The organism is Desulfoluna sp. HI9BLuna (genome assembly GCF_056829775.1).
In genome coordinates this window covers 4,003,421-4,026,259 of sequence record NZ_CP186555.1, presented here as the reverse complement: position 1 = coordinate 4,026,259, position 22,839 = coordinate 4,003,421, and the positions used below count along the sequence as shown (strand labels likewise).

Below are 22,839 nucleotides of genomic sequence, written 5' to 3'. Positions count from 1 at the left end.
GTCCGGCTCACCAAACGCCTCGATTTTACCGAGGCGCGCGGGACATGCCAGGCTGATAAACCGGCTCAGTATTTGGCGATGCGGCGGTCCATGAAGGCCGCGGCCTGTGAGAGGCTGAAGGTGAGAATAAAATAGAGGAAGGTGACGGTGAGCCACACCTCAAAGGTGAGAAAGGTGGCGGCCATGACCTCCATGCCCTGGAAGGTGAGCTCCTGGATGGAGATGACGCTCATGATGGCCGAATCCTTGATGGTGGAGATGAACTGACCGGCCAGGGGCGAAATGATTTTTCGCAAGGCCTGGGGCAGGATCACGTAGCGAAATACCTGCCCCTCTTTCAGGCCTGTGGCTCGGGCCGCCTCCTTCTGCCCAAAGGGCACTGCCAGGAGGCCGCCCCGGACGATCTCCGTGACGTAGGCCCCTTCGTAGATGGCCAGGGTGATGACGGCCGAGAGGAAAGCGTTGATCTGGGCCTCACCGGCAAAGAGAAAGGAAAAAATGGCCCGGGTAATCTCTGAACGCCCCCTGAGCCAGGCATCCACCCCCAGCAGATCCAAGAACTGGCTGCTGATGAAAAAGTAAAAGAGAAACACCAGCACCAGGGACGGGATGTTCCGGATGGTCTCCACGTACACCCAGCCCAGAAGCTTCTGGCCCGGGCTGCCCTGGGCCCGCATGGCCCCTGCCGGGATACCGATGACCGAGGCCAGGAGGCTCGCCCAGAGGCTGAGTTTTACCGTGGTGAAAAAACCCGTCAAAAGCAGGTTGGGCACCCATCCCCCCTCATCGGTCCGCCTCAGGATGTACGAGGGCACCGCCCCCCACTCCCATCCGTAATCCAGCACCGCCCCCACTCGGTGGAAAAACCACAGAACAAGCGCCCCCACCAGCAGCAGGGTCGCGGCGTCCACCATGCCGAATCGATATTTCTTGTTGCCAAAACCAATCATAGAGCTTACTTCACCCGTTCTGCCCAATCCCGGGTCTCAAACCAGTAGTGCTTGGTTTCCGCGAAGAACCCGTCGGCCTGTTTGGCTCGAATCCAGTTATTGAAAAAATTGAGGGCGTCGTGGTCCCCCTTTCGAAGGGCAAAGCCGATGGGTTCCCTGGTAAAATCCTCTTCCAGGGGAACCGTCAGCTTGTTCGGATATTTCAGGGCCTGGAACCGGGGGAGGGGAGCGGAAGATACCACCCCGTGTACCCGCCCCAGGTGAAGTTCCTGAAGGGCCTGGCTCTCATTTTCAAAAAGCTTAAAGGAAGCTTTGGGCAGGTACTTTTTGGCGGCCATCTCGGCGGTGGTGCCCATGCGCACGGCGATGGTCACCTCCTTTTTGTTGAAATCCGCAAGGGAGGAAAACCCTTGTGCCTTTTTCCGATGGGCCACGATGGACATGCCCGTAAAATCGTAGGGTTCGGTAAAATTCACCTTGAGGTTCCGAACCGGGGTGATGCCCATGCCACCGATGATGACGTCGAACTTGCCCGTAAGAAGGGCCGGGATAATGCCCGACCAGTTGGTGGGCACAAACTCCGCCTTCACGCCCATGTCCTTTGCCAGCTCCCTTGCCACATCGATCTCAAAGCCCATGAGCTCCCCGGTCTTGTCCCGCATGGCCCAGGGCACAAAGGTGGACATGCCCACCCGGATCACCCCTTTTTTCTGAATCGTCTCGATCACGCTCTCGCCCGCCCAAAGAGGCCCGCAGCCAAGCAGAACCCATACCATCATCACACAAGCCAGCCATCGTCTCATCATTCTCTCCTTCGGTGGGTTATTATTCGATAAACCCCGGCAGCTCCGCCGGTGGCCATGTCCCAGATCAATCAGACCAAACACTCATCACCCTTGCTCTATAGCCTTTCACCTTTCACCTTTAGCCCTTCGCCTTTAGCCCTTCGCCTTTTTCCTATCCCCTCATCCTGACCCTCGCCTCCCACCGGGCAATGCAGGCGGACAGGGTGGCTGTCATGCCCAGATAGCAAAAGGCCACGGTGAACCAGATCTCAAAAGTCAGGAAGGTTTCAGCCACAATGCTCTGGCCCTGCATGGTCAGGTCAAAAATGGAGATGGTGCTCACCAGGGCCGAGTCCTTGATAAGGGAAACCCCCTGGCCTGCCAGCATGGGGAGCATCTGCCTCAGGGCCTGGGGTAGGATCACCTCGGCAAAGGTCCCCAAGGGGGTCATGCCGAGGCTGAAGGAGGCCTCCCACTGTCCCTGGTCCACGGCCGCAATGCCGGAGCGGATGATCTCCGAGGCGTAGGCCCCTTCAAAAAGCGAGAGGGCAATGACGGCCGAGGCGAACGCAGACAGGTCGATGACAGGTGAGATCACGAAGTACATCACAAAAAGCTGGATCAAAAGCGGCGTGTTGCGGATGGTCTCCACATAGCCCACCACCAGGGCGTTGAGCACCGGAGAGGAGGTAAGGCGCATAAAGGCCGTGGAAAAGCCGATCACAAGGGTCAAGACCAGGCTGAGCCCCGAAATCTTCAGGGTCACCAGGGCCCCTTTCAGGAGCACTCCAGCCCGGAAGCCCTCATCGGTGACCGTCACCAGATAGGGCCAGACCCTGTACCACTGCCAGTTGTAGTTCAGGTTATGGTATCCGTAAGCCAAAAGGGCCAGGAGACCTGCGAGAAACATCGCGGTTTTTCCGTACATCCTGGTCCAGCGTTTCCATGCGTGCAAAGGCTCTCCGTTTCGTCACTATTCAGTTGCCTCCGGCGGGTCACTTTTTGAAAAAAGCTCCGCAAAAACGTTCCGGTTGCCTCGCCGTAGCCCTTGGGCGAAGGCGGATTGAAAGTTTGGCCCCCGGCAGGGCCGCCAAAGGCGCTTTTGAACTGAATAGTTACTCCGTTTCTTTATTTTCACCAGATTGGGGTGGGGGTTTCGGTGGTGTGCGCATCCGCCGACGGGGTTCGCCGGGCAGCGGGTTGAGGCCTCGGACATCGCGGCTGCCCCATGGCCCGAATGGAACTCGTGTTCCTCGAGCAGCAACCGTCATGAAGCACTGTCAAGGATCTTCAACATGTCTTAATGGGAGGCATTGTATAGAAAATCCCCCTTAAAAACAACACCCTTCATTTGACATCTGCCACCAGGAGGGGTAGCTTCATTTTCCCGGTGTGAGCAACCGGAAAAAACCGTTTCATCAGGAGCCCCCATGCAGGACCAAAACGCCAAAATCCGGGAACTCACCCAGCGCATCCATGAACTGGAGCTCAACGACCGTTTTATGGGCCTTCTGGAGAAGGCGCTGGATGCGGTGTACGTCATCGATTTTTCAGGAAACTTCATCGACGCCAACGACACGGCCCTGATGATGCTGGGTTACCAGCGCCACGAACTTCCCGGCCTCAACTTCTTCGAGCTGATCCGGGAAGACCAGAAAACCCATGCCACCGGCATCCTCGGCAACCCGGAAAAGCGAACAGGCTTCACCGAAGCCCTGGAGTTTCGCGTCCGGCGAAAGGACGGTTCCCATATCTGGATCTCCACCCGGGCCCGGCTCATCAAGGAGAACGATGTGCCTGTGCGGCTCCACGGCATTGCCGTGGACATCACCGACCGGAAAAAACGGGAAGAGGACCTGAAAAACCGGGAAGAAAACCTGATCATGGCCCTGGAAGGCGCAGAGCTCGGGGTCTGGTACTGGCGGGTGGACAAAAAAGTGGTCACCCTGGAGCGGGGCTGGGGCCAGCGCTTCGGCGTAAAGAACGGAGAATCCATGCCCCAGGCCGAATTTCTGGACCGACTGCACCCGTCGGAGCGCCCCTTTGTCTCCGGTTCGTTTACCCTGCACCTCAAGGGCGAAACAGATGCCGTGCACGTACGCCACCGCCTCAAGGGACGCGACGGTGCATGGCTCTGGATGAGCACCCGCGGAAAAGCCGTGGAAAAAAGGCCCGACGGCCATGTCCTCACCGTGGCCGGGACCTTTCTGGACGTCACCCGCCAGGTGCGCATGGAAAAGGCCCTGAAACGCCGCAAGGCGGAAGTCGAAGAAAAGGTAAGCCGCCTGGAAGAGAGCCAGGCAGCCCTGAGGGCCCTTCTGACCCAGCGGGAAAAAGACAAGGAAGAGCTGGGTGAAAACATGACCGCCACCCTGCGCCACCTGGTGCTCCCCTCCCTGGAGAAGGTCACCGACCACCCCCTGACCCCCACCCAGAAAAAACACCTGGACGCTGCCATGACAAGCCTGTCGGAGATCATCTCCCCGTTTACCCGGCGCCTGGCCTCTCCCTTTATCAACCTCACCCCCATGGAACTCAAGGTCGCCGAGTTTATCCGGCAGGGCCACACCTCCAAGGAGATGGCCGCCATGCTTCACCTCTCCAAGGGGACCATCGACTTTCACCGCAACAACATCCGCAAAAAACTGGGCCTCAACAACAGCGGGGCAAACCTGCGCACCCAGCTCCTCTCATTGACCCGGTAGGTGCCGATTCATCCGTCGTTTTGTATACGTGGAGCATCCTGCGGAGCGGGGCCCCCTTAAGATGCGGAGCTGATTTGGAATCGGTGCGCAGATCGGAAGGGGAAGGAACTGGCTGCCGAGCCCTCTTCAAGGAAACACTCAAAAACCTGTTCGAATGAAATCTCCGTTCCCACCTGCCGCGGCAGAAAAAAGACGCCACAACAGGGTCGCGTACCCTGGGCAGTGATAAAACATCGTTCGCGGCATAACACAGACACCTCGATTCCCCATCTTCATTAACATCCTGCCAGTCAAAGCGATTCCATAGAATCGCCATTCTAAAATATAGGTTTCAACCCTGTATTCCCCCTCTATTCTTTCCATATTGCCTTTCCATGGGGCTCTGGCATGCTTTCTGAGTCATACCGGTGCACCGCACCGCAACAGATTGGAAAGACCGGAACCACCCGGTGCACCCACGAACTTTTTATGAAAACATGTCGAGGCCCCATGAAACGAACCCTGACCATCCTCACTGCCCTGCTGACCCTCACTTCGGCACTCCCGACGTGGGCCGGCATGGTCGACACATACGGAATCGGCTCCCGGGCCACTGCCATGGGAGGTGCTGTCAGCGCCGCCCCCTCCCCCGTTTTTGCGCCCTACTACAACCCGGCGGGTCTTTCCCGGGCCACCACCGCCACCATGTCCGCCGGTGTCCTGACCACCACCCCGGACATTGAGGTGGAGGACTACAGCGTTGCGGGAATTCCTCACCTGGAAACCCCCACCAACTTCTCCGACGAAACCGGGACCCTTGTGGTTCCCCACCTGGGGGCAGCCATGCCCCTGTCCGACCGCCTGGCCGCAGGAATCACCCTCTGCGTGCCCTGGGGCATGCACGTCAAATGGGACAAGAACCCGCAAACCAACCCCGGGGCCCACAACAACTACGAGGCGTATTACCAGAGGGTCACCGTCACCCCTGCCCTGTCCTACAAAGTCAGCGAAAAGCTTGCCCTGGGTGTCGGGGTCTCTTTGGGGCGCTCCGAAACCGGGGCGGATTTCATACACCTCGAGCACCAGGCCCCCTTTGAGGCTGAACTCACCGACGACTTTAACGTGTCCTACAATATCGGCGCCCTCTACCAGGCCACGGACCGGCTCTCCATGGGCCTGACCTACCGGAGCCGTACCGAGACTGAGTTTGAAGGGGACCTCAAGGTGAACGGCATGAAGATCACCACGGTCATGCTGGATTACGATCACCCTGAGCAGGTTCAGGCCGGCCTGGGGTATCGTTTTGGTGCAAAAAAGGGGCTGCTCGTAGAAGCAGACGCCACCTGGACTCGCTGGAGCATCAACGACGTTCAGGACCAACGCTTTTCGACACCCATTCCCCACAACGGCAACTTTATCACCAGCCTGCCCGTTACCCGCGACTGGGACGACACCACCAAATACAGCATCGGCATGGAGTGGACAGTTAACCCCACCGTGACCCTTCGCGGCGGCTATGTCTGGGATCCCACCCCCGTGCCCGACGAGAGCCTTGACTTCATCTGGCCCGACGGGGACAAGCACACCTTCTCCCTGGGCGCTGGCTTCACCTTCGGGAACTTCACCCTGGACATTGCGGCAAGCTACGCGGACATCCCCAGCAAGCGCACCATCAACGGGGAGAGCGAGGCCCTGAACCCCAGTTACGGAGGCGCCCCGGTAAGCCTCGTGGCCGACGGCACGGTGCTGAACGTGGGCACCACCCTCTCCTACCGATTCTAAGCAATCTGAATAGTTACACCGTACCTTGAGTTAAAAAAGCGCGCCATGGTTTCCCATGGCGCGCTTTTTTTGTTGATCTTACATGTCCCAGCCCCGACACGCCCCCTAAGCATCTCCTTTGCTGCGGAATGGAACCTTACCTTAAAAAACCTGTTTGACAACTGCTCCGAAAAGGTGCCCCTGGACAGGGCCTTGCCCGGATGGTGACCACCTCACCGGGAACTGTCTCTTTTCCCTTGACAGGCACAGAGCTTGCAGGATACTTTGCGCACAAATCAATCTTAGAAACACTTCCGAAAGCCAACAACCCACATTTCCCGACATCAGACGCCAAGCCACCGCATGCGCCGGGCAGGATATCAGATGAAGTGCGCGTGCCACCGGCTTTTGGCGGTTTCATCACACCCGACCAACGGACATCACCATGACTGCAGAAATTACGTACAACGAATGCATTGTCTTTCTGCTGGCAAAAGCCAACCAGAAAGCCCAGAGAAACTTGAAAAAACGCATGAAGCCCTATGGCCTCACCACGGTCCAGGGGCTCGTCCTCGGTGCCATCTACGAAAACAACGGACTCACCGCCAGCGAAATCGGCCAGCGTCTCGTCCTGGACAACGCCACGGTCTCCGGGGTCCTCGACCGGCTCATCGACGGTGGCTGGATCACCAAGAAAAGCGATGAGAACGATCGCCGGGTCCAGCGTATCCTCCTGACTGAACAGGCCAACGCCAGCATCGTCAACGATCTTTTCAAGGTCCGTGCCGATGCCAACGAAGAGACCCTGGCCCACCTGAGCCTGGAAGAACGGGTCCTTCTGAAACGGCTGCTTCGCGACCTTGAGTAGTCACTTTGTATACAATATATAATGTGCGCGAACGTGCCACAATTCCCCCCACAACGCAAAACACCCTGAGCATTTGGCAGCTCCGGGTGTTTTCGTTCGTACGCATTCTTTCGCGGCGATAAAGCCAAGTCTCCCCCGACGATCACGCCAGGGGATAACCTGTTGAAAAACATCAGATTGACCCTTGTTTATCGCTGTTTCGCACGATCCCTTTCAAAAATAGAGTCTCTTTACAAAAAGCGTCCCCTGCCGGGACCTCACCGACCACCCTTGCCGAGGCAGGGGTTCCCTGTGTCCGTGATTCTCAGGGTTTCACGTACGCGTAGCCATCCCGCTGGAGTTCCACCAGCTTGAGAACCCCAGCCCTCGTCACCTTGAACGCCGGATGGAGCACCTCGGGGGTGATATCGTACTGGACCAGGGAGTTGTTGCAGACAAAAAAGACGATGCCCTGATTCGCCAGCCTGGTCACCAGCTCCGAAAGCTCCATGTCCATGCTCGCCGTCACCTGCTGAGCCCCGGGCCCGTTCACCACAACGGCCCCGTCGATGGGACGCCCCTCCATGGCCGCCAGAAGGTTCTTCATGTTGTTTAACGTCAGGCGCAGGCGCCTCTCCTTATCGGAATCTATATGCAATACGACTTTCATAAGCTCCCCTTTCGCTGAACACTCCAGGGAGGTACGCGCCCCCCGGATTGTCGTAAAATAATGTGTTGTGGCATGGGATGCATTCGTCTACAGTCTACGTTACAAAACATGGGATCGGCTCGCCTGGATGAAGTAAAACCTGACCGAGCCGCCCCCGAATCATGTGCATCCCCGTTTGTCCCCTGTGCTCATAGTCTACCATAAAGCAGGTGACGGATCTCGGATTTTACGCTCCGAAAATAAACACACAAGGAGAGCCCATGACCACCGGCGCACTGTCCGGCATCACCGTCCTCGACCTGTCCCGGCTCCTTCCCGGCCCCTGGTGCACCATGATGCTCGCCGACCACGGCGCACGGGTCATCGCCATTGAAGATCCGCGCTACGCGTCCCAAGGCGCCTTTCCAGACCTCATCAACCGCAACAAAGAGCACGTAAGTCTTAACCTGAAGTCCGACACGGGCAAGACCATCTTCCTGGAGCTGGCAGCCCGGGCCGATGTCATCGTCGAGGGCTTCCGCCCCGGCGTCACCCATCGCCTGGGTGTGGGATACGACCACGTCAAAGCAGTCAACCCCGGTATTATCTACTGCTCCATCACCGGCTACGGCCAGACCGGCCCCCTTCGCGATGCACCGGGACACGACATCAACTACCTCAGCGCGGCAGGGGCCCTGGACCTGATGGGATCCAAAGAGGCCCCGCATGTCCCCGGGTTTCAGGTGGCCGACGTTGCCGGAGGGAGCTTAAGCGCTGTCTCCGGGATCCTTTTGGCCCTCTTCCACCGGGAACGCACCGGCATGGGCCAGCACATCGACATCTCCATCACCGACGGCACCCTGGCCCTCATGCACCTGGCCCTTAACATCGGCCAAGAGACGGGCACCGAGCCTTCTCGCTGCGACACCCTCCTCTCCCACCGTTACGCCTTTTACAACACCTATGAAACTGCCGACGGAAAATTCATCGCCCTGGGCGCCCTGGAGCCCAAGTTCTGGATCGCTTTCTGCCGCGCCACGGGCCTTGACCGCTTTGAGGCCCTGCAGTTCGACGACGAAAAACGGGAGGAGATCATCCAGGCCGTTGCCGACCTTATCAAATCCGAACCCCTGGCCTACTGGTCTGAGCGATTCAAGGCCATGGACCTCTGCTGGAGCCCGGTAAGCTCCCTCTCCGAGGCCATGGACAGCAGGCTGTTCAAGGAACGGGGCATGGTGGTGGAGTCACGCAACCGCAACAACAAGCCCGTCAAAACCATCGGCGTGCCCGTCAAACTCAGCGAAACCCCGGGGAGCATCCGCACCGCACCCTTCTCCTTTGGCCAGGATACAGAGACAGTGCTTGCGGAACTGGGCTACCCCCCGAAAGAGATCCAAGCCCTTAAAGAAACGGGCGTCACCTGAAACCGGCTCAAAATAGACAATAAAAATGAGAGAGTGAGAGGGGAAGGCTCTTTATGCTGTTCGTACATGAACATCTTACGCTACGCATTGTGCCGAACCCGCCGCCACGGTGCAGCAGGCCCTACTCGTTGAGCTCGGCGTCTGCATAACGCAATCGTTCGATAAGGAATGCATCTTTGTATATTGAAACCCACAGGCTTAAATTAAAACCCTTTCGCCTTGACTATGCGGAAGCATTTGCAAAAGCGCTTCATGATCCGAAGATTTATACTTACCTTCCGGAGGATGTGCCGTCCCTTAAGGATATTGAGGAAATCATCACATGGTTCATCAAAAGAGACCAAGGCAATATTGAGACGGGTTTTACCGGAACAAACCTGTCGATTCACATGAAAGAGACCCGTGAAATCATAGGCTGGTGCGGATTGCAGCCCTTTGAGCCGGAGCCCGATAAAACAGAAATTTTTTATGGACTGACACCGGCCCACTGGAACAAAGGCATCATTACCGAAGCGGCCAGCGCTGTTCTGGATTATGGGTTTTCCGACCTGCAACTTGAAGAGATCGTTGCCGGAGTCAAGCCACTAAACATCGCCTCCGTACGGGTTTTGGAAAAAATTGGGATGAGGTACCGGAAAACCCTCCACTCGGTTCCAGACGGATCGGAGTTTTATGCAGACGAGTGGGTCTACGCATTCACAAAGACCCGATATTTTGGTACGAAACCGTAACAGGGCCCATATGGCGACAGACTCATCACGCTCCACGCGAGAGGCATCATGAAGATCTTGATTGTCTGTTATTCCCGAACCGGTTGCACCGAAAAACTTGCCGACCGTATTGCCCGCGACCTCACATCACGAGGCCATGGTGTTCACCGGGAGACCCTTGATGTCGTCAACACAAGAAGTTGCTGGAGCCTTCTTTTCCGGCAGCTCTACCAATACCCTCTCATCGGGCTGTCGCTCATCAGTCCGGTTTTTTACCGCTGGTGGATAACCGGCTACCATCAGCCGGAAGAAGCGATTCGGCCGCCTGTTTTTGCGGATGTATCGGCCTTTGATCATGTATGCATCGGCGGCCCCAAGTGGGCCTATACCTCCTATCCTGTTGCGAGGTACTTAAGGCAGATCAAGGGCCTGCGGCACAAGCCGGTGAGTGCTTTTGCCACCTTCGGAGGGCCGCCCCTGAACGTCTTTGAACTTGATTTTATCTTTACCCCCATGGCCGGGCAAATCCGAAAAGCAGGGGGAGTCCCTGCGTCCACACTGGGACTTTCCAGCAATTACCATGAGCTCCATTTAATCGGAATCTTCAGGCTGTTTTCCCGGCTTGTTCTCCGGCGCCCCCTTCGCTCCTTTACTGTCGAAAGCCATTACGGCGAACAGCAGATCGCATCGTTTTGTGAGGCCATTGATCAGGAAACCCCGCAGTAGCCACAGAGGCCTGCGCCAACCGTGATCGTCACTGCCGCATATGGATCCCCCTGCCCGAATTTTCTAGCAGAGAGACTAAGGTGATATCCCTGTGTAGCTATTCAGCCTGCCTCCGTCGGGTCTCTTTTTGAAATAATCACTGCGAGACTGGAGACAAGTGCCTTGATAGACAACAACATGAAAATGATGATGCACTGCTGGGGCACGCCCCAAAAACGAAGCCTGCTTGTCAAACTTTTCAAAGTTTGCCCACCGACAGGGACTCCGGAGACTAAAATATATTAATGCGTTAGCCCTGGCGACAGCCCCTTGCCTGCAGTCCCTCCTTATGCTAAACCGCTGTAAGTCAAAGAAGATAAACCGGTGCAGGGCGTGTGACACGCGCACCATGGCACCGGTGAGCAAGAGACCTCTCTTTTGGCGTCCCCCCGGCTGATATCGAAAGCCCAAAGGGCAGGCGGATCAGCCCGTGACCAACCCGAAAAGCAAATCGGTGACTAACCATGACGGACCCGTCCAAGAAACACGGCTTTTTCAGCCTGAACGAGCTCATCACAACCGACCTGGAAGCTGCCAAAACATTTTATGGCAACCTGTTTGGGTGGCGCTTTGCCGAGACCAAGACAATCTACGGAAACCGATACCTCACAGCCTTTAAAGATGGCGTCTTTGTGGGAGGGATGATGCTCAAGGAGGGCAACGTCCCCGATGACGTTGTCCCCTGCTGGGACCCGTATCTTTCGGTTGACGATGTCGAACTGTCGGCAAAACAGGCAGAAGAACTCGGTGGTGAAATCGTTCTTCCGCCCACGGACATTCCCAACGTGGGTCGTTTCTGCGTCGTAAAGGATCCTCAAGGGGTCAGCTTTAACATCATTGAGCACAAAGACCATGAAAACGACAAACCACCCAGCCCTTGAGCCCTTTGGCAACGCCCTCCTTGCCTACTGGCGGGGGGACAGGGATGCCCGGCTCGACCATGAATACAAATCCGGGCGCATCGCCTCCATCCCGGTTTCCGAGTTCTTCCGAAGCCCGGAGGCGTTCTATCCCACGGAAAAGGTTCTCCCGTGGTGTCGCGGCCGGATTCTGGTCGTGGGCGCCGGAAGCGGGGTCCATGCGGTGACGTTTCAGGAATCAGGACATGAGGTCACGGCCGTGGAGGTCAACCCCCAGGCAGTTGAAATCCTTTCAGAACGAGGAATAACAGACATCAGGCAATGCGATTTTTTCGAAATGCCGGAAGAGGCCTTCGACACCATCCTCATGCTGGGGCACACCATCGGCATCTGCGAAACCGTCAGCCGGATCCCCGTATTGCTGAACACATGCGCATCCCTTCTCGCCCCCGGAGGGCAGCTGCTGGCCAACTCCGTGGACGAAGCCCTGAACCAGGGGAGCACCGACAGCCCCGGGTACCCGGGGGAGCTGGAATTCCGCCTCTCATTCAAAGGCCGCACCGGCCCCTGGATGCGCTGGCTGCACGTCGATTTCGATACCCTGTCAGAGCAGGCTTCAGGCTGCGGGTGGCACACGGAGGAACTGGAGAAAACAGAAAACGGGGAATTTCTGGCCCGGCTGACACCTATATGACACCATTCCACAAAAAACACCCACCGTACCCGAACCACCGAAAGGTTCGGGGTATCTATTACCCGTCCCCCCCATTTACCTGACTCCCCCCCTCACACACCTTTCTTCAAAGGAGCCCCAATGAATTTGCTCAAAAAACTCTGGAAGTTGCTCAACAGTCCCATCATCGTCGTAGCCATTGCCCTGTCCATCTGGCCTGTTTTTACGGCTCTGACCGCGCAGTATGCAATTTCAAAACTCACCTCACAAACCATTAACGCCATCTCCAACGCCTTTCACACCTTCGATGAAAAAAAATCTGATGAGATAGAATCATTCCTCGCTATCAAAAAAAACGTCAATTTCAGCAACGTCAACTACACGTTCTCCGATTGGCCCACAAAAGAGAAACTGGTGGCAACCATTACCAACGATTCGAACCAACCCCTGAATGAAATCATGCTGAATGTCTCATTTTATGATGCACAGGATAATCTCATTGACGTCCAGGACAACACCTGGCTCAGCAATATCAAGATCCTGCAGCCGGGCGAGTCCCATAATTTCAGCATTAAGCGTTCCCTGGGGACTATTCAAGCAACCGACGAAGAGGTATCCCAAAGGCGGTCAAACCGAATCGAAATCCACCTTTCCTCGGCAAAGGAGTTTAAAATCTGAAGCGCAGACCATGCCCCCCCTGAATGGAACAATTTCGTAAATATAAAGAAAACCGAGCCCGGAAATCTATGCCATGGCGGCGACCAGGCTCAACGTGTCTCCGCCCGATTGCCTCGCCCTGGAAGACTCCAGCAACGGCGTTAAATCCGCCGTATCAGCCGGAATGACCGTGGTACAAATTCCTGATATGATACAGCCGACCGAAGACCTCCTGGCCCTTGGGCACATTGTCCTGGACGACCTGGCTGAGGTGCTCCGGTATCGTTTTTGAAATCACAGAAAACGCCAGATGGTTAAGTTTACGACACGCAACACACCCCAAAGACATCCATGAAAAAATGAAACCAGTCATTCAGGAAGAGACAACAGGATGCGGCATTGCTGCCTGTGCGGCCTTGGCGGGTATCGGCTATCAGGAGTGCAGGGTAATTGCCAACCGCATGGGAATTTTTGCTGGCGACAAGGCATTATGGTCTGAAACAGGGCATGTCAGAAAGCTCCTCTCTGAGTTGGGGGTACCGGTGGGGCAAAGCGAAATTCCCTTTACCGGTTGGGAGGAGCTGCCGGACAAGGCGCTGCTGGCCATCAAATGGCGCATGGAAAACGGCAAGCCGTTCTGGCACTGGGTGGTGTTTGCACGGCAACACACCGGGGCCTTTGTCCTTGATTCCAAAAAGGGGCTCACACACAACCTGCGCCGCGACTTCGGTCGCATGAAACCCAAATGGTACATTCCGGTATGTTCGTAGCCCCCAAGGCCTCACCTCTTGGTGACAACCCTGGCGCGGTTTATGTGAAGGCATGGGTGGCACTGCGCCCATGACAGCTTGAAATATATGATCATTTGCCCTACAGCCAGAAAACCGGTAGAGTATGGTATCGGCTCTGTTTCATAAACCGACTCCAAAACCAGTCCCCCGCTCATCGGCACCCCGTTGGAAGCAAGGTCATACCTTTGGGCTCGCCCCAGTGATCAGCCCGAGGGGCCCCAAAGGCCTTGTGTGACTTCAGCGAGCGACAAATTCACCTCACGCCCATCCACTCATCACCGAAATTGGTCCCCCAGGGCCTCGTTACCATACACGCCGGGTACGCCAAATTCCTCCCCACAGGCGCCCCACCTTCTTGGCCTGTCTGCTTTCTGATCTTGTCCAGAGCTTAGGCGACTCTTCAGGTCACCCGGCTTTGGTCCCACAAGGCACACCCTTTTTTTCGCTGCTGGTTATCACAACAGCCGTTTTCCGACACAAATCGTTCGTATTACGCAGGCAGTTTCTCCCCATCCCAGGTGTGGTTTTTCTTAACCCCGGAATGAAAGGAGGCACCCATGAATATTGAACACATGGCAAATTACGGCAACGGGCTCGTGGACTCCCTTGCAGGCCCTGAGTTCCAAAAGATCGAAAAAAAGATGTTCTGCCAGATCTTGGGCGTCCTGCGCCGCGAGGTGGGAATCAGGGGCATTCCCAAGGTGCTCTACCGGTGGCGCGACGAAGTGAGGCACATGAAACAGGCTGACTGGCTCGACTTGGAAAAAAGAGGCGCGCCCCGGGCGGTCATTGAGTCAACCTTTGACTTCATCGCCCTCATGAAGGTGTTGGATGAACGGTTCGGCATGGAAAAAGCCAGGGACCTGGTGACGGATATCCACGAACGGACAGAGGCGGCACTGCTGAAAACAGGGTCCGCCGTCAACCTCTTTGCGGTTCCGGTGAGCGACCTCAAGGCATGCAATGACAGCTTCCGCTCCTTTGCCGAGTATACCAAGGCCCAGGTCCAGGCAGCGGTTGAGGAAGGGCTCCACCACACGGAGATCATCGAGGACACACAAAATGCCCTCTCCTTTCACATCCATTTCTGTGTTATCCATGAGGTTGCCAAGGCTTACGGCAACCCCGCCTGGAGCTTTCCCTGGTGCAGGATCGACAACGTCGTGTACCCAAAAATGGGCGACCGGCTCAACTTTACCTTTACCCGGCGGGGCACCCTCCCCACCGGCTCACACACGTGTGATTTTCGGTTTGAACGCAGCAATGGATACAGCTGTAAAGGAACAGAAGCGTGAACCTCATTATGTTTGACATCGACGGCACCCTTATCCAGTCATGTGGATTTGACGCGGAATGCTATCTCCAGGCCGTCAAAAAAGTAACTGGCGTCGCATTGAACACCGACTGGACACGGTATACCCACATCACGGACGCAGGCATCCTGGATGAATTCCTTACCATGAAAGGGCTCCATGAAAACCGGGCGACCCTTCACCGACAGGTCAAAGAGGAGTTCACCCACCTGGTGGCCTCCCACCTGAAGAGTTCGCCTGTGCGGGAAGTGGACGGGGCCGTGGACTTTCTGGATCTGTTGCGGGCACGGGATGATGTGGAGATCGCCCTTGCCACGGGCGGTTGGGAAGAGACAGCAAAGGCCAAGCTCCGGTCTGCAGGGTTCGATTCGTCGGACGTGGCCTTTGCCTCCTGCTCCGACCACGTGGAACGGACCCGGGTCATGCAGACCGCCGAGTCCCGCTGCAGGCACTCTGAATTTACCACCAGAACCTATTTCGGTGACGGGCCCTGGGACAAAGAAGCGAGCAGAAAGCTCGACTACCAGTTTATCCTCGTGGGAAACGGCCTCTCCCACACCAAACAGGTGGACCATTTCAGGGATGCCGAATCCGTGTTGTCACTTATCGGTATTTAACCCGGAGATAGATCATTGATCGTTTGGTGACGATTTTCCGTGGAGAGCAGATACGGGCTGGTTAAAGCGGCCCGAAAAAATCACCCCAGTTCAAAGGAGGTGACGCCATACAGGCGATGTAGGGGAATGTCGGGGGCGGGCCCCGTGTACATCCGCGCGGTCTCAAAAACGATGTCCATTTGGTGGCGTGCTGCAAGGGACACGGCCTCGTGGTTTACTTCCGGGACATCGAGATACACAGGTTCCGAAGGCGGCACCCCGGCTTTCAGGGCAAGAAAAAGGGTCTCCGCCACCTCGGGCGTGTCCGCCATGAGGGGACCCACTTTAAACCCTTGCCGGCAGGGCCTGATGACTCCATAACCCGCAAGGTCCCCGTTCAGGACAACGCCCAAAGCGATGCCCTGGGGCTGATGAAGCCAGGAAGCAAGAAACCGGGTCCTGTTATCCGGGAAACAGGGCCGATCATACGCCTCAACGGCCTGGAACGGCAGTGCGGTAAGGGGTTGAAGCCCGCCGTGTGTGGGAAGTTCCCCGCCACCGCGCCCCTCGTAGCGGATATTTCGATACGCCGGCTTAAAACCGGACTTTTTGTAATTGTCCTGCTGGGCAACCACGCCGTCCAGCCCCACGTTCCGGCCCTGGAGCCAGCCCAGCCCGGCATTCCATATCTGCATGCCGAACCCTTTCCCGCGGTGTTCCGGCTTGACAATGTAAAAACCAAGGAACCCGAACCTTTCCCCATAGGAGACCGCTGAAAGGGTTGCCACCGGCTCCCGGTTCACTTCCCCTATAAAAAAACCGTTGGGATCCGCCGAAAAAAAACTCTCGGCGTCATGTATGCCGGGGTTCCACCCCTCCATGGCCGCCCACGCAACGGCCATATCCATATCTCGTCGGGTCATGATCCTGACGGCAAACTCTGCTGAAGACATAAGCCCCCTCCCTCATGTGTTTCCGTTTACCTGCCCACACTGGTTACTATCCAGCTAAAAATGCCTACGGCGGCCCTGCCGGAGACCAACCTTTAGAAACGTTTGACAAACAGGTTTTGAGCCGTCATTTCGAGGCTCCTCCGAAACAATTGAGATGCGTTCTCATCAGGAACGGTTTTTGCTGAGCTTTTATTCAAAAAAGCGATCTGCCGGAGGCAAGCTGAATCGTTACCCACGCTGCAACGATTCGAACGGGTTCCATCACATCCGACGCCCTCGTGTAACTAACTATATAGTTTTTAACCATTTACGCAAGACAGAGAATCAAGGCCCAAATAGAAGGAACCAGGCCTGGGAAAGCTGGGAAAGGATTCCTCCGGGCACCACAGACGCCCCAGCCTTTCCCGGCTCCTCCCTGTTTCCTATTTCCTGTTTACTATTTCCCCTTCATCCCCCAGGAAACACTTGCCAAATACCTCAAACATGCCTACGCTGTCTCCCACCTTTTTTTCACACGATCACGCCCTTGCCCCTGCATCCGGGAACAGGGGCTGCTGACCTAACCAACACGGATATGACCATGGATATACGTTACAGAATCATGAAAAAGGGCGATGAGCGCCGCGCCTGCGCCCTTGTTGAAACAGTATTCAATGAATTGGTGGCCCCCGGCTACAGCCCCGAGGGCATCCGGGAGTTTTTCAAATACGCCTCCCCGGACGCCATGGCAGCCAGATCCGGTGCAGGCCAGGTGGTGGTTGTCGCAGAACAGGAGGACGAGATGGTGGGGGTCATCGAAATGGTCGCCTGCAGCCATGTCTCCTTGCTCTTTGTGGGCCGCCGCGGCCAGGGAATCGCCAGGGAGCTGTTTCGCATCGCCCTGGAGGCGTGCCGAAGCATGAACCCTGAGTTGTCAGAGATCACGGTCAACTCGTCGACCTATGCACAGGCGGCCTATGAAAAACTTGGATTCACCCCCACAGGCCCACAACAGGAAAAAAGCGGCATCGTCTTTGTACCCATGGTCTGCAACGTGAATTAACCTGCGCCATCACCGTCATGTTTTCATCGAGATGACAAGGCATCACAGAAACGTCCCTTTCATCACTCCTTACAGTTCACCTGCGATTCACGTCAAAAAGAGAGGCGGACACCATGAACCCCATAACCATCCCCATCAGCCAGTCCACGTCAGATACGTCATCCGTTCCGGGCACCCTGCATGGTTCGGGAACAACGGCCGTCATCCTCTCCAACATGGACACCAACGATCAGCGGGAGTGGGCACCTGTGGTGGAGGCCCTGTCCTCAGGCCCCCACATGGTCGTGACCTACGACTATCCCGGCTTTTCCCTTGAGCAGTCCCACATCCTTGAAGCGGTCATCGCCCATGTGACTGCCATGGGTGCCACCCGCATCTTCCTTGCCGGGGCGAGCAGGGGCGGTGTCGCGTCTCTCAAGGTGGCCGCAAAGCACTCCAATGACGAAAGAATCGTGGGCGTCGCAGCCCTTTCATCGCCCATTGAGCATGAAGGGACGATTTTTTACACCGAGGAAGAGTTAAAAGCCATCTCCGTTCCCAAGCTGCTGATCAACTCCGAAGGGGATGACGGCGCAGCCGACAACCATCGCATGCTCGCCCTGTTCAGCGCGCCGAAAACCCTCGCCTTCTACCCAGGTGACGGCCATGGCACCCAGATATTCGACGAGCATAAAGACGCTGCGGTTGAAACGCTGGCAACCTTCATCAACCATGCTTTTTCAGCATAAACAACTACCAGAACGGGAGCCGCCACAGGGTGTGGTCGGATTTCACAGGCTCCCAACCACGAATCAACCGTAACGCTGTGTCCAACAAAAAAGGCCCCAATGCCAGTTTCGCTTTCATGGCATTGGGGCCTTTCCTTTTCCTCTCTTTTTTATATTGAGACAGATTTCATGAAATCGATTCCATGTTTCACATCAGCCTCGAACCCCACAACATAAAAAAGAAACACCAAACAAAATAAGCACTTGACCTCCAACGCCATCGTATGTGAAGTATACATTATCAACAACAGCCTGCCTTATTTCATCACCAAGCAACACTTCCATGCACGTGTACCCAGAACCCGTTTTACGGGTCACCAGACAGGAGGACCGCACATGAAACGCCATCTCGTCAAAGTTGGTATTCTCATCATGGTTTTGGTTGCATTGCCTGTTTTTTCCCTGGCAGTAAAGGAAGATTCATCACGCTGCGATTGCTGGTATTATGGCTATGACGCCCAGAAAAAAGGCCACGGCCTGGAAGGCGACGGCCCAGGAGGGACAAAGGACGACTGCGACCTCATCGGTCAGAAAATGGAGTGGGAAGACGGCTGGTTCACGGCCAAGGCGCGAGAGGGAAGAAAGTGCCCATACAAAACACGTTAAGTCCCTTACCGACAACATGATCCAAGGGGCAGGCATAGCACGCCTGTCCCTTGTGATTCCCCGCCCTTCCGCGATCCTGCACCCCCTCCCAGGTATTTCCCTGCACCCCAGGGCAACCGCATTTAGATCTTGCCTCCGGCGGCCCTGCCCTGCTCCCATGCCAACCTTGCCAAAGCCCTAAAAGGGCAGTAAACTTCAAGTCATCGTCATGGGCACTGGCCCCATACTCACTCACAGGCAAGGCATCAGGTAAACACCTGATGTTTCGGAACGCCATGGGCCACAAGGAGAGTTATGCAACCGCGAGACATCGTCAAGGCATGGGTAGAGGCCTTCAATAAAGGGGACGCCCACCTTATCTCAGATTTTTATGCAGAAAATGCCACCAACCACCAGGTTGCAAACGAGCCTGTAACGGGCAAAGCGGCCATTGCCGAAATGTTCGCCAAAGAGTTTGCAGGCTCTGAAATGGTCTGTATCGTGGAAAACATCTTCCAGGACGGGGAGTGGGCCATTCTGGAGTGGAAAGATCCCATCGGATTAAGGGGGTGCGGATTTTTCCATGTCGTGGAAGACAAAATCGTATTTCAACGAGGGTATTGGGACAAGCTGAGCTTTTTGAAAGCACACAACCTGCCCATCCCGGACTGAACGGAGGCACCGACATGCCCCAGGACCCCATCAAGGACTTTGACAGGTACAGGCAACTGTTCGTTGAGCATGTCATCGACATGGAGCGCAGTGAAACTGGCCGAACGCCGACGCTCTCCCCATTGGAGGTGTGCTTTCTGGGCAGGGCAGATGTTGAAGAAGGATTCCCCTACACCGAGCTGGTCTATGGCATCCGCTTTGACTCCGACATTCGGTTTTACCCGAAAACCATCCTGGCCATTGAAAAATGGGTGGATGTCTCCTCCTGCAGGCTGGTGAGCCACGACCCGTCCACCGATACCTATCATTTTGAGATCAAGCTCCTTCGACGCAACCCGGAGTAATAACAAGCCATGGAGCCCTTGGCGGCGGGCTCCGTTCTGCTCATTTGCAAAGGACACAGCATGAACGTACGTTGCTTTACGGACTCGGACGCCCAAGAGGTCATCGCCCTCTGGGAGGAATGCGGACTCACCGTCCCCTGGAACGACCCGAATAAGGATATCGAACGCAAACTGGCCGTCAAGGCCGACCTCTTTCTCGTGGGCGAGCTGGAGGGCAGTATCGTGGCCTCGGCCATGGGTGGGTACGACGGCCACCGCGGTTCCGTCAACTACCTGGCCGTGTTGCCGCACCATCAGAAAAAAGGGTTCGGGATTGCGCTCCTCAAGGAAGTGGAATCGCGCCTTGTGGAGTTGGGATGCCCGAAGATCAACCTCATGGTCCGGGACACCAATGAACCGGTCATCTCCTTTTACGAGGGCTGCGGCTACAAAAAAGACCCGGTGGTCTGCATTGGCAAACGGCTGATACCCGATGGTGCCCCGGCAAAATAAGTAAGGAGGACCCATGGACCAGCGACTGAGCGTCATAACACTGGGCGTTGAAGACCTGGACCGATCCCAGCGGTTTTACGAAACAGGGCTGGGATGGACCGTGGGGTCTGCTGAGGAGCAGATCCGGTTTTTCCAGCTCAACGGGGTGATCTTTGCCCTCTACCCCTGGGAGGCCCTGGCCGAAGATGCCGAGCTTCCGGCCCGCGGCTCCGGCTTTTCCGGCGTAACCCTTGCCTACTGCGCCCGCTCCCGGGCCGAGGTGGAGGAAGTCCTGGAACGGGCTGCCCAAGCAGGGGCGCGCATCGTCAAGCCTGCCCAGGAGGTGTTCTGGGGCGGCTACTCCGGCTATTTTGCTGACCCGGACGGCCACCTCTGGGAGGTCGCCCACAATCCGTTCTGGCACCTGGACGCCAAGGGCAATGTCACCCTTGAAGCCCCCGACGCCTGATCGTCACCAGGGCCAACACATTTAGATGCGTTGCCTCCGACGGCCCTGCCGGGCCAACCTTTTGAAAAGTTGGACAAACAGGTTTCGTTTTTTTTGGTATACACATCAACCTTGCATACCCCCTCTTCTTTTCATGTTTTACCGGAACGTTTTTGCGGAGCTTTTTTCAAAAAGCGACCCGCCGGAGGCAACTGAATTGCTACCTTCGTTGGCCCTGTGATCGTCACCTTGACACCTCCCCTTTCCGGGTATACATATCGGACATCCGATACACCGGCCTGACGGCCGTAACGGTGCCAGGCACCGAAAGGAGTTTTTTTTATGTTCGGAACATTCCAGGAGCTTGTATCCCCCGTTGCCGCCCGGTAACGACTGGAACAGGACTCACATCGAAGGCCCGGTTTATCTTATCTTCCGGACCATCGACTCAACGCGGGTCACACCTGCCGCATCAAGGCCCCTCAAAGGCACCGGCACCTTTTGACCCATCCCATGCGTTTGCGTAAGCCCCACCTTTCGTTGCACGCCCTCACCAGACGTGTACCCTCCGGACCGGCAACGGTATCCACCTAAAAATCAATGATATGGCAACACAGGAAAGGCAATCGACCCGTCATCCCAAGGATGGGGGCGCGCCCTTCCCCACCACGATTTTTATGTGCTGCACCATCAAACAGGTGCAGACCCTTTGGAGGGATACCCCTTGGATACCCACAACCACAAACAGACCGACATCAACCAGAACCCCATAGAAAAAACCGTCAGGGTCACAGGCGTCCGGAAGAATTTTTTCCTTGTCAGCGACGGAGAGACCGAATCGCTGACCACCGCCTCGGGCAGACTTTACAAACAAGCCGATGAAAACGGGCTCTTCCCGGCCACCGGGGACTGGGTCCACCTCACCGACGGCAGGATCACCTCGGTGCTGCCCAGGAAAAACGCCCTGTCCAGAGGAGCTTCCGGGCGACAGGGCAAAAAAGAGAACACCCCCGTCCGCACCCAGATCATTGCCGCCAACCTGGACTGGGTCTTTATCGTCTGCGGACTGGACAGGGATTTTAACCTGCGCCGCATCGAACGCTACCTCACCCTCGTCTACAACTGCGGGTGCACCCCCGTCATCATCTTGAGCAAGGCCGATCTCCACGACTCGTCCGAGCCCTTTGTTCTCGAGGTGGAGTCCGTGGCCTTCGGCGTTCCCGTGCACCCTGTCTCATCGGTTCACAAGGATGGCATCGCCGCCCTTGCCCCCTACCTGGGAGAAGGCCAGACAGTAGCCCTCCTTGGCTCCTCCGGGGCGGGAAAATCCACCCTGGTCAACTGCTTGGCCGGTGAAGAGATCCAGGCCACCCGGGAGATCAGCAGCCATGTGGGCAAAGGGGTCCACACCACCACCACCCGGGACCTCATCCACCTTCCCACGGGGGGCGCCCTCATCGACAACCCCGGCATCCGTGAAATCGCCTTCTGGGATGTGGACGACGGATCGGACAGCGCCTTTCCGGAGATCGAAGCCTGGGCTGAGTCGTGCCGGTTCTCGGACTGCACCCACACGGGGGAACCCGGGTGCAGGGTGCGGGAAGCCTGCCGTACCGGCGAGCTGGACACCGAGCGGCTGGAGAGCTACCTCAAGCAGAAACGCGAGCTGGCCTACCTCTCCGACAGGCAGACCAAAAGCGCGGACCGCATCGAAAAAGAGCGCTGGCAATGGGTGGCCCAGGAGATGAAACAGATGAAAAAAAGGGGACAGATCAAACGATGAGGCGTGGTACCTAATTCAGTTCAAAAGCGCCTCCGGCGGCCCTGCCGGGGGACAAACGTTTTATCCGCCTTCGCCCAAGGGCTACGGCGCGACAAGAAAGTTTGGCAAACAGGTCCGACGAGCGACTTCGGCCGGCCTTAAGTTACCGACAAGTCGACTTTTCTAAATATAACGGACATGCCTCGCCGTCTGCTCTTCAGCCCCAACCGGGCTAAACGGCAGAAGGCGAGGCAACCTGCTCTGATCAGGCTGTCCATGGCCTTGTTCCCCGGGATTGGGCCATGGGCAATGCCTACCGGCTGTCGCTCC

The 22,839-nt window shown here is 56.5% G+C and carries 25 protein-coding genes and 1 pseudogene; 21 read left to right on the top strand and 5 right to left on the bottom strand.

Annotation, left to right across the window (positions count from 1 at the left end; translation table 11 throughout):
• Positions 1-65 precede the first annotated feature (65 nt).
• The 3 genes from ACOYW0_RS16315 to ACOYW0_RS16305 all read right to left on the bottom strand — a co-directional run bounded on the left by ACOYW0_RS16315 (position 66) and on the right by ACOYW0_RS16305 (position 2,645).
• Positions 66-950 carry an amino acid ABC transporter permease gene (locus ACOYW0_RS16315; RefSeq protein WP_482414890.1) on the bottom strand — a complete coding sequence of 295 codons (885 nt, stop codon included), beginning with the start codon at positions 948-950 and terminating at the stop codon, positions 66-68.
• Between the two features lie 5 nt (positions 951-955).
• A complete protein-coding gene (locus ACOYW0_RS16310; protein ID WP_482414889.1) occupies positions 956-1,756 on the bottom strand; it encodes a transporter substrate-binding domain-containing protein in 801 nt (266 codons plus the stop codon).
• A gap of 151 nt (positions 1,757-1,907) precedes the next feature.
• On the bottom strand, positions 1,908-2,645 hold the full coding sequence (locus ACOYW0_RS16305; protein WP_482414888.1) for an amino acid ABC transporter permease: 738 nt from the start codon (positions 2,643-2,645) through the stop codon (positions 1,908-1,910).
• 520 nt (positions 2,646-3,165) lie between these two features.
• On the opposite strand from ACOYW0_RS16305, the gene ACOYW0_RS16300 reads away from it, so the two are divergent.
• From ACOYW0_RS16300 to ACOYW0_RS16290, 3 genes are all read left to right on the top strand, one after another.
• Positions 3,166-4,440, top strand: coding sequence for a helix-turn-helix transcriptional regulator (locus ACOYW0_RS16300; RefSeq protein WP_482414887.1), 1,275 nt, complete (start codon positions 3,166-3,168; stop codon positions 4,438-4,440).
• A gap of 489 nt (positions 4,441-4,929) precedes the next feature.
• Positions 4,930-6,201, top strand: a complete 1,272-nt coding sequence (locus ACOYW0_RS16295) for an OmpP1/FadL family transporter (RefSeq protein WP_482414886.1) — start codon at positions 4,930-4,932, stop codon at positions 6,199-6,201.
• Positions 6,202-6,625: 424 nt separating this feature from the next.
• Positions 6,626-7,048 carry a MarR family winged helix-turn-helix transcriptional regulator gene (locus tag ACOYW0_RS16290; protein ID WP_482414885.1) on the top strand — a complete coding sequence of 141 codons (423 nt, stop codon included), beginning with the start codon at positions 6,626-6,628 and terminating at the stop codon, positions 7,046-7,048.
• 304 nt (positions 7,049-7,352) lie between these two features.
• Here ACOYW0_RS16290 and ACOYW0_RS16285 read toward each other — a convergent pair whose 3' ends face one another.
• Positions 7,353-7,697, bottom strand: a complete 345-nt coding sequence (locus tag ACOYW0_RS16285) for a DsrE family protein (protein WP_482414884.1) — start codon at positions 7,695-7,697, stop codon at positions 7,353-7,355.
• A 260-nt stretch (positions 7,698-7,957) separates the two neighbouring features.
• On the opposite strand from ACOYW0_RS16285, the gene ACOYW0_RS16280 reads away from it, so the two are divergent.
• From ACOYW0_RS16280 to ACOYW0_RS16235, 10 genes and pseudogenes are all read left to right on the top strand, one after another.
• Positions 7,958-9,100 (top strand): CaiB/BaiF CoA transferase family protein, encoded by a 1,143-nt coding sequence (locus ACOYW0_RS16280; protein ID WP_482414883.1) that lies wholly within the window; start codon positions 7,958-7,960, stop codon positions 9,098-9,100.
• Between the two features lie 176 nt (positions 9,101-9,276).
• Positions 9,277-9,831, top strand: a complete 555-nt coding sequence (locus tag ACOYW0_RS16275) for a GNAT family N-acetyltransferase (RefSeq protein WP_482414882.1) — start codon at positions 9,277-9,279, stop codon at positions 9,829-9,831.
• 48 nt (positions 9,832-9,879) lie between these two features.
• Positions 9,880-10,536: a hypothetical protein gene (locus ACOYW0_RS16270; RefSeq protein ID WP_482414881.1), complete on the top strand. Its 657-nt coding sequence runs from the start codon at positions 9,880-9,882 to the stop codon at positions 10,534-10,536.
• A gap of 503 nt (positions 10,537-11,039) precedes the next feature.
• The gene (locus ACOYW0_RS16265; RefSeq protein ID WP_482414880.1) at positions 11,040-11,456 is read left to right on the top strand and encodes a VOC family protein; all 417 of its coding nucleotides are present in this window, start codon (positions 11,040-11,042) and stop codon (positions 11,454-11,456) included.
• A complete protein-coding gene (locus ACOYW0_RS16260) occupies positions 11,428-12,129 on the top strand; it encodes a class I SAM-dependent methyltransferase (RefSeq protein ID WP_482414879.1) in 702 nt (233 codons plus the stop codon). The genes ACOYW0_RS16265 and ACOYW0_RS16260 overlap by 29 nt, the downstream gene beginning before the upstream one ends.
• A gap of 120 nt (positions 12,130-12,249) precedes the next feature.
• Positions 12,250-12,786: an FxLYD domain-containing protein gene (locus ACOYW0_RS16255; RefSeq protein WP_482414878.1), complete on the top strand. Its 537-nt coding sequence runs from the start codon at positions 12,250-12,252 to the stop codon at positions 12,784-12,786.
• Between the two features lie 58 nt (positions 12,787-12,844).
• Positions 12,845-13,057, top strand: a pseudogene (locus ACOYW0_RS16250) (HAD family hydrolase); the annotation flags it as partial.
• Positions 13,058-13,124: 67 nt separating this feature from the next.
• The gene (locus ACOYW0_RS16245; RefSeq protein WP_482414877.1) at positions 13,125-13,535 is read left to right on the top strand and encodes a hypothetical protein; all 411 of its coding nucleotides are present in this window, start codon (positions 13,125-13,127) and stop codon (positions 13,533-13,535) included.
• Between the two features lie 578 nt (positions 13,536-14,113).
• Positions 14,114-14,851, top strand: coding sequence for an L-2-amino-thiazoline-4-carboxylic acid hydrolase (locus ACOYW0_RS16240; RefSeq protein ID WP_482414876.1), 738 nt, complete (start codon positions 14,114-14,116; stop codon positions 14,849-14,851).
• A complete protein-coding gene (locus ACOYW0_RS16235; protein ID WP_482414875.1) occupies positions 14,848-15,486 on the top strand; it encodes an HAD family hydrolase in 639 nt (212 codons plus the stop codon). The genes ACOYW0_RS16240 and ACOYW0_RS16235 overlap by 4 nt, the downstream gene beginning before the upstream one ends.
• An 80-nt stretch (positions 15,487-15,566) precedes the next feature.
• On the opposite strand, the gene ACOYW0_RS16230 is transcribed toward ACOYW0_RS16235, so the two are convergent.
• Positions 15,567-16,418, bottom strand: a complete 852-nt coding sequence (locus ACOYW0_RS16230; RefSeq protein ID WP_482414874.1) for a GNAT family N-acetyltransferase — start codon at positions 16,416-16,418, stop codon at positions 15,567-15,569.
• 580 nt (positions 16,419-16,998) lie between these two features.
• Between ACOYW0_RS16230 and ACOYW0_RS16225 the strand changes: the two genes are divergently transcribed.
• From ACOYW0_RS16225 to rsgA, 8 genes are all read left to right on the top strand, one after another.
• A complete protein-coding gene (locus ACOYW0_RS16225) occupies positions 16,999-17,460 on the top strand; it encodes a GNAT family N-acetyltransferase (RefSeq protein WP_482414873.1) in 462 nt (153 codons plus the stop codon).
• A gap of 113 nt (positions 17,461-17,573) precedes the next feature.
• Positions 17,574-18,188, top strand: a complete 615-nt coding sequence (locus ACOYW0_RS16220) for an alpha/beta hydrolase (protein WP_482414872.1) — start codon at positions 17,574-17,576, stop codon at positions 18,186-18,188.
• Positions 18,189-18,563: 375 nt separating this feature from the next.
• Entirely contained in the window at positions 18,564-18,833 is a 270-nt protein-coding gene (locus tag ACOYW0_RS16215) for a hypothetical protein (RefSeq protein ID WP_482414871.1), read from the top strand.
• A gap of 294 nt (positions 18,834-19,127) precedes the next feature.
• A complete protein-coding gene (locus ACOYW0_RS16210) occupies positions 19,128-19,484 on the top strand; it encodes a nuclear transport factor 2 family protein (protein ID WP_482414870.1) in 357 nt (118 codons plus the stop codon).
• A gap of 14 nt (positions 19,485-19,498) precedes the next feature.
• A complete protein-coding gene (locus ACOYW0_RS16205) occupies positions 19,499-19,828 on the top strand; it encodes a hypothetical protein (RefSeq protein WP_482414869.1) in 330 nt (109 codons plus the stop codon).
• 60 nt (positions 19,829-19,888) lie between these two features.
• Positions 19,889-20,320: a GNAT family acetyltransferase gene (locus tag ACOYW0_RS16200; RefSeq protein ID WP_482414868.1), complete on the top strand. Its 432-nt coding sequence runs from the start codon at positions 19,889-19,891 to the stop codon at positions 20,318-20,320.
• A 13-nt stretch (positions 20,321-20,333) separates the two neighbouring features.
• Complete coding sequence (locus ACOYW0_RS16195) at positions 20,334-20,768, top strand: VOC family protein (protein WP_482414867.1); 435 nt, start codon at positions 20,334-20,336, stop codon at positions 20,766-20,768.
• Between the two features lie 703 nt (positions 20,769-21,471).
• Positions 21,472-22,530: a ribosome small subunit-dependent GTPase A gene (gene rsgA / locus ACOYW0_RS16190; RefSeq protein ID WP_482414866.1), complete on the top strand. Its 1,059-nt coding sequence runs from the start codon at positions 21,472-21,474 to the stop codon at positions 22,528-22,530.
• Positions 22,531-22,839 lie beyond the last annotated feature (309 nt).

Coding starts and splice junctions, on each gene's coding strand:
- ACOYW0_RS16315 (WP_482414890.1), bottom strand. CDS start 950: ATGATTGGTTTTGGCAACAAGAAATATCGATTCGGCATGGTGGACGCC.
- ACOYW0_RS16310 (WP_482414889.1), bottom strand. CDS start 1,756: ATGATGAGACGATGGCTGGCTTGTGTGATGATGGTATGGGTTCTGCTT.
- ACOYW0_RS16305 (WP_482414888.1), bottom strand. CDS start 2,645: ATGTTTCTCGCAGGTCTCCTGGCCCTTTTGGCTTACGGATACCATAAC.
- ACOYW0_RS16300 (WP_482414887.1), top strand. CDS start 3,166: ATGCAGGACCAAAACGCCAAAATCCGGGAACTCACCCAGCGCATCCAT.
- ACOYW0_RS16295 (WP_482414886.1), top strand. CDS start 4,930: ATGAAACGAACCCTGACCATCCTCACTGCCCTGCTGACCCTCACTTCG.
- ACOYW0_RS16290 (WP_482414885.1), top strand. CDS start 6,626: ATGACTGCAGAAATTACGTACAACGAATGCATTGTCTTTCTGCTGGCA.
- ACOYW0_RS16285 (WP_482414884.1), bottom strand. CDS start 7,697: ATGAAAGTCGTATTGCATATAGATTCCGATAAGGAGAGGCGCCTGCGC.
- ACOYW0_RS16280 (WP_482414883.1), top strand. CDS start 7,958: ATGACCACCGGCGCACTGTCCGGCATCACCGTCCTCGACCTGTCCCGG.
- ACOYW0_RS16270 (WP_482414881.1), top strand. CDS start 9,880: ATGAAGATCTTGATTGTCTGTTATTCCCGAACCGGTTGCACCGAAAAA.
- ACOYW0_RS16265 (WP_482414880.1), top strand. CDS start 11,040: ATGACGGACCCGTCCAAGAAACACGGCTTTTTCAGCCTGAACGAGCTC.
- ACOYW0_RS16260 (WP_482414879.1), top strand. CDS start 11,428: ATGAAAACGACAAACCACCCAGCCCTTGAGCCCTTTGGCAACGCCCTC.
- ACOYW0_RS16255 (WP_482414878.1), top strand. CDS start 12,250: ATGAATTTGCTCAAAAAACTCTGGAAGTTGCTCAACAGTCCCATCATC.
- ACOYW0_RS16245 (WP_482414877.1), top strand. CDS start 13,125: ATGAAACCAGTCATTCAGGAAGAGACAACAGGATGCGGCATTGCTGCC.
- ACOYW0_RS16240 (WP_482414876.1), top strand. CDS start 14,114: ATGAATATTGAACACATGGCAAATTACGGCAACGGGCTCGTGGACTCC.
- ACOYW0_RS16230 (WP_482414874.1), bottom strand. CDS start 16,418: ATGTCTTCAGCAGAGTTTGCCGTCAGGATCATGACCCGACGAGATATG.
- ACOYW0_RS16225 (WP_482414873.1), top strand. CDS start 16,999: ATGGATATACGTTACAGAATCATGAAAAAGGGCGATGAGCGCCGCGCC.
- ACOYW0_RS16220 (WP_482414872.1), top strand. CDS start 17,574: ATGAACCCCATAACCATCCCCATCAGCCAGTCCACGTCAGATACGTCA.
- ACOYW0_RS16215 (WP_482414871.1), top strand. CDS start 18,564: ATGAAACGCCATCTCGTCAAAGTTGGTATTCTCATCATGGTTTTGGTT.
- ACOYW0_RS16210 (WP_482414870.1), top strand. CDS start 19,128: ATGCAACCGCGAGACATCGTCAAGGCATGGGTAGAGGCCTTCAATAAA.
- ACOYW0_RS16205 (WP_482414869.1), top strand. CDS start 19,499: ATGCCCCAGGACCCCATCAAGGACTTTGACAGGTACAGGCAACTGTTC.
- ACOYW0_RS16200 (WP_482414868.1), top strand. CDS start 19,889: ATGAACGTACGTTGCTTTACGGACTCGGACGCCCAAGAGGTCATCGCC.
- ACOYW0_RS16195 (WP_482414867.1), top strand. CDS start 20,334: ATGGACCAGCGACTGAGCGTCATAACACTGGGCGTTGAAGACCTGGAC.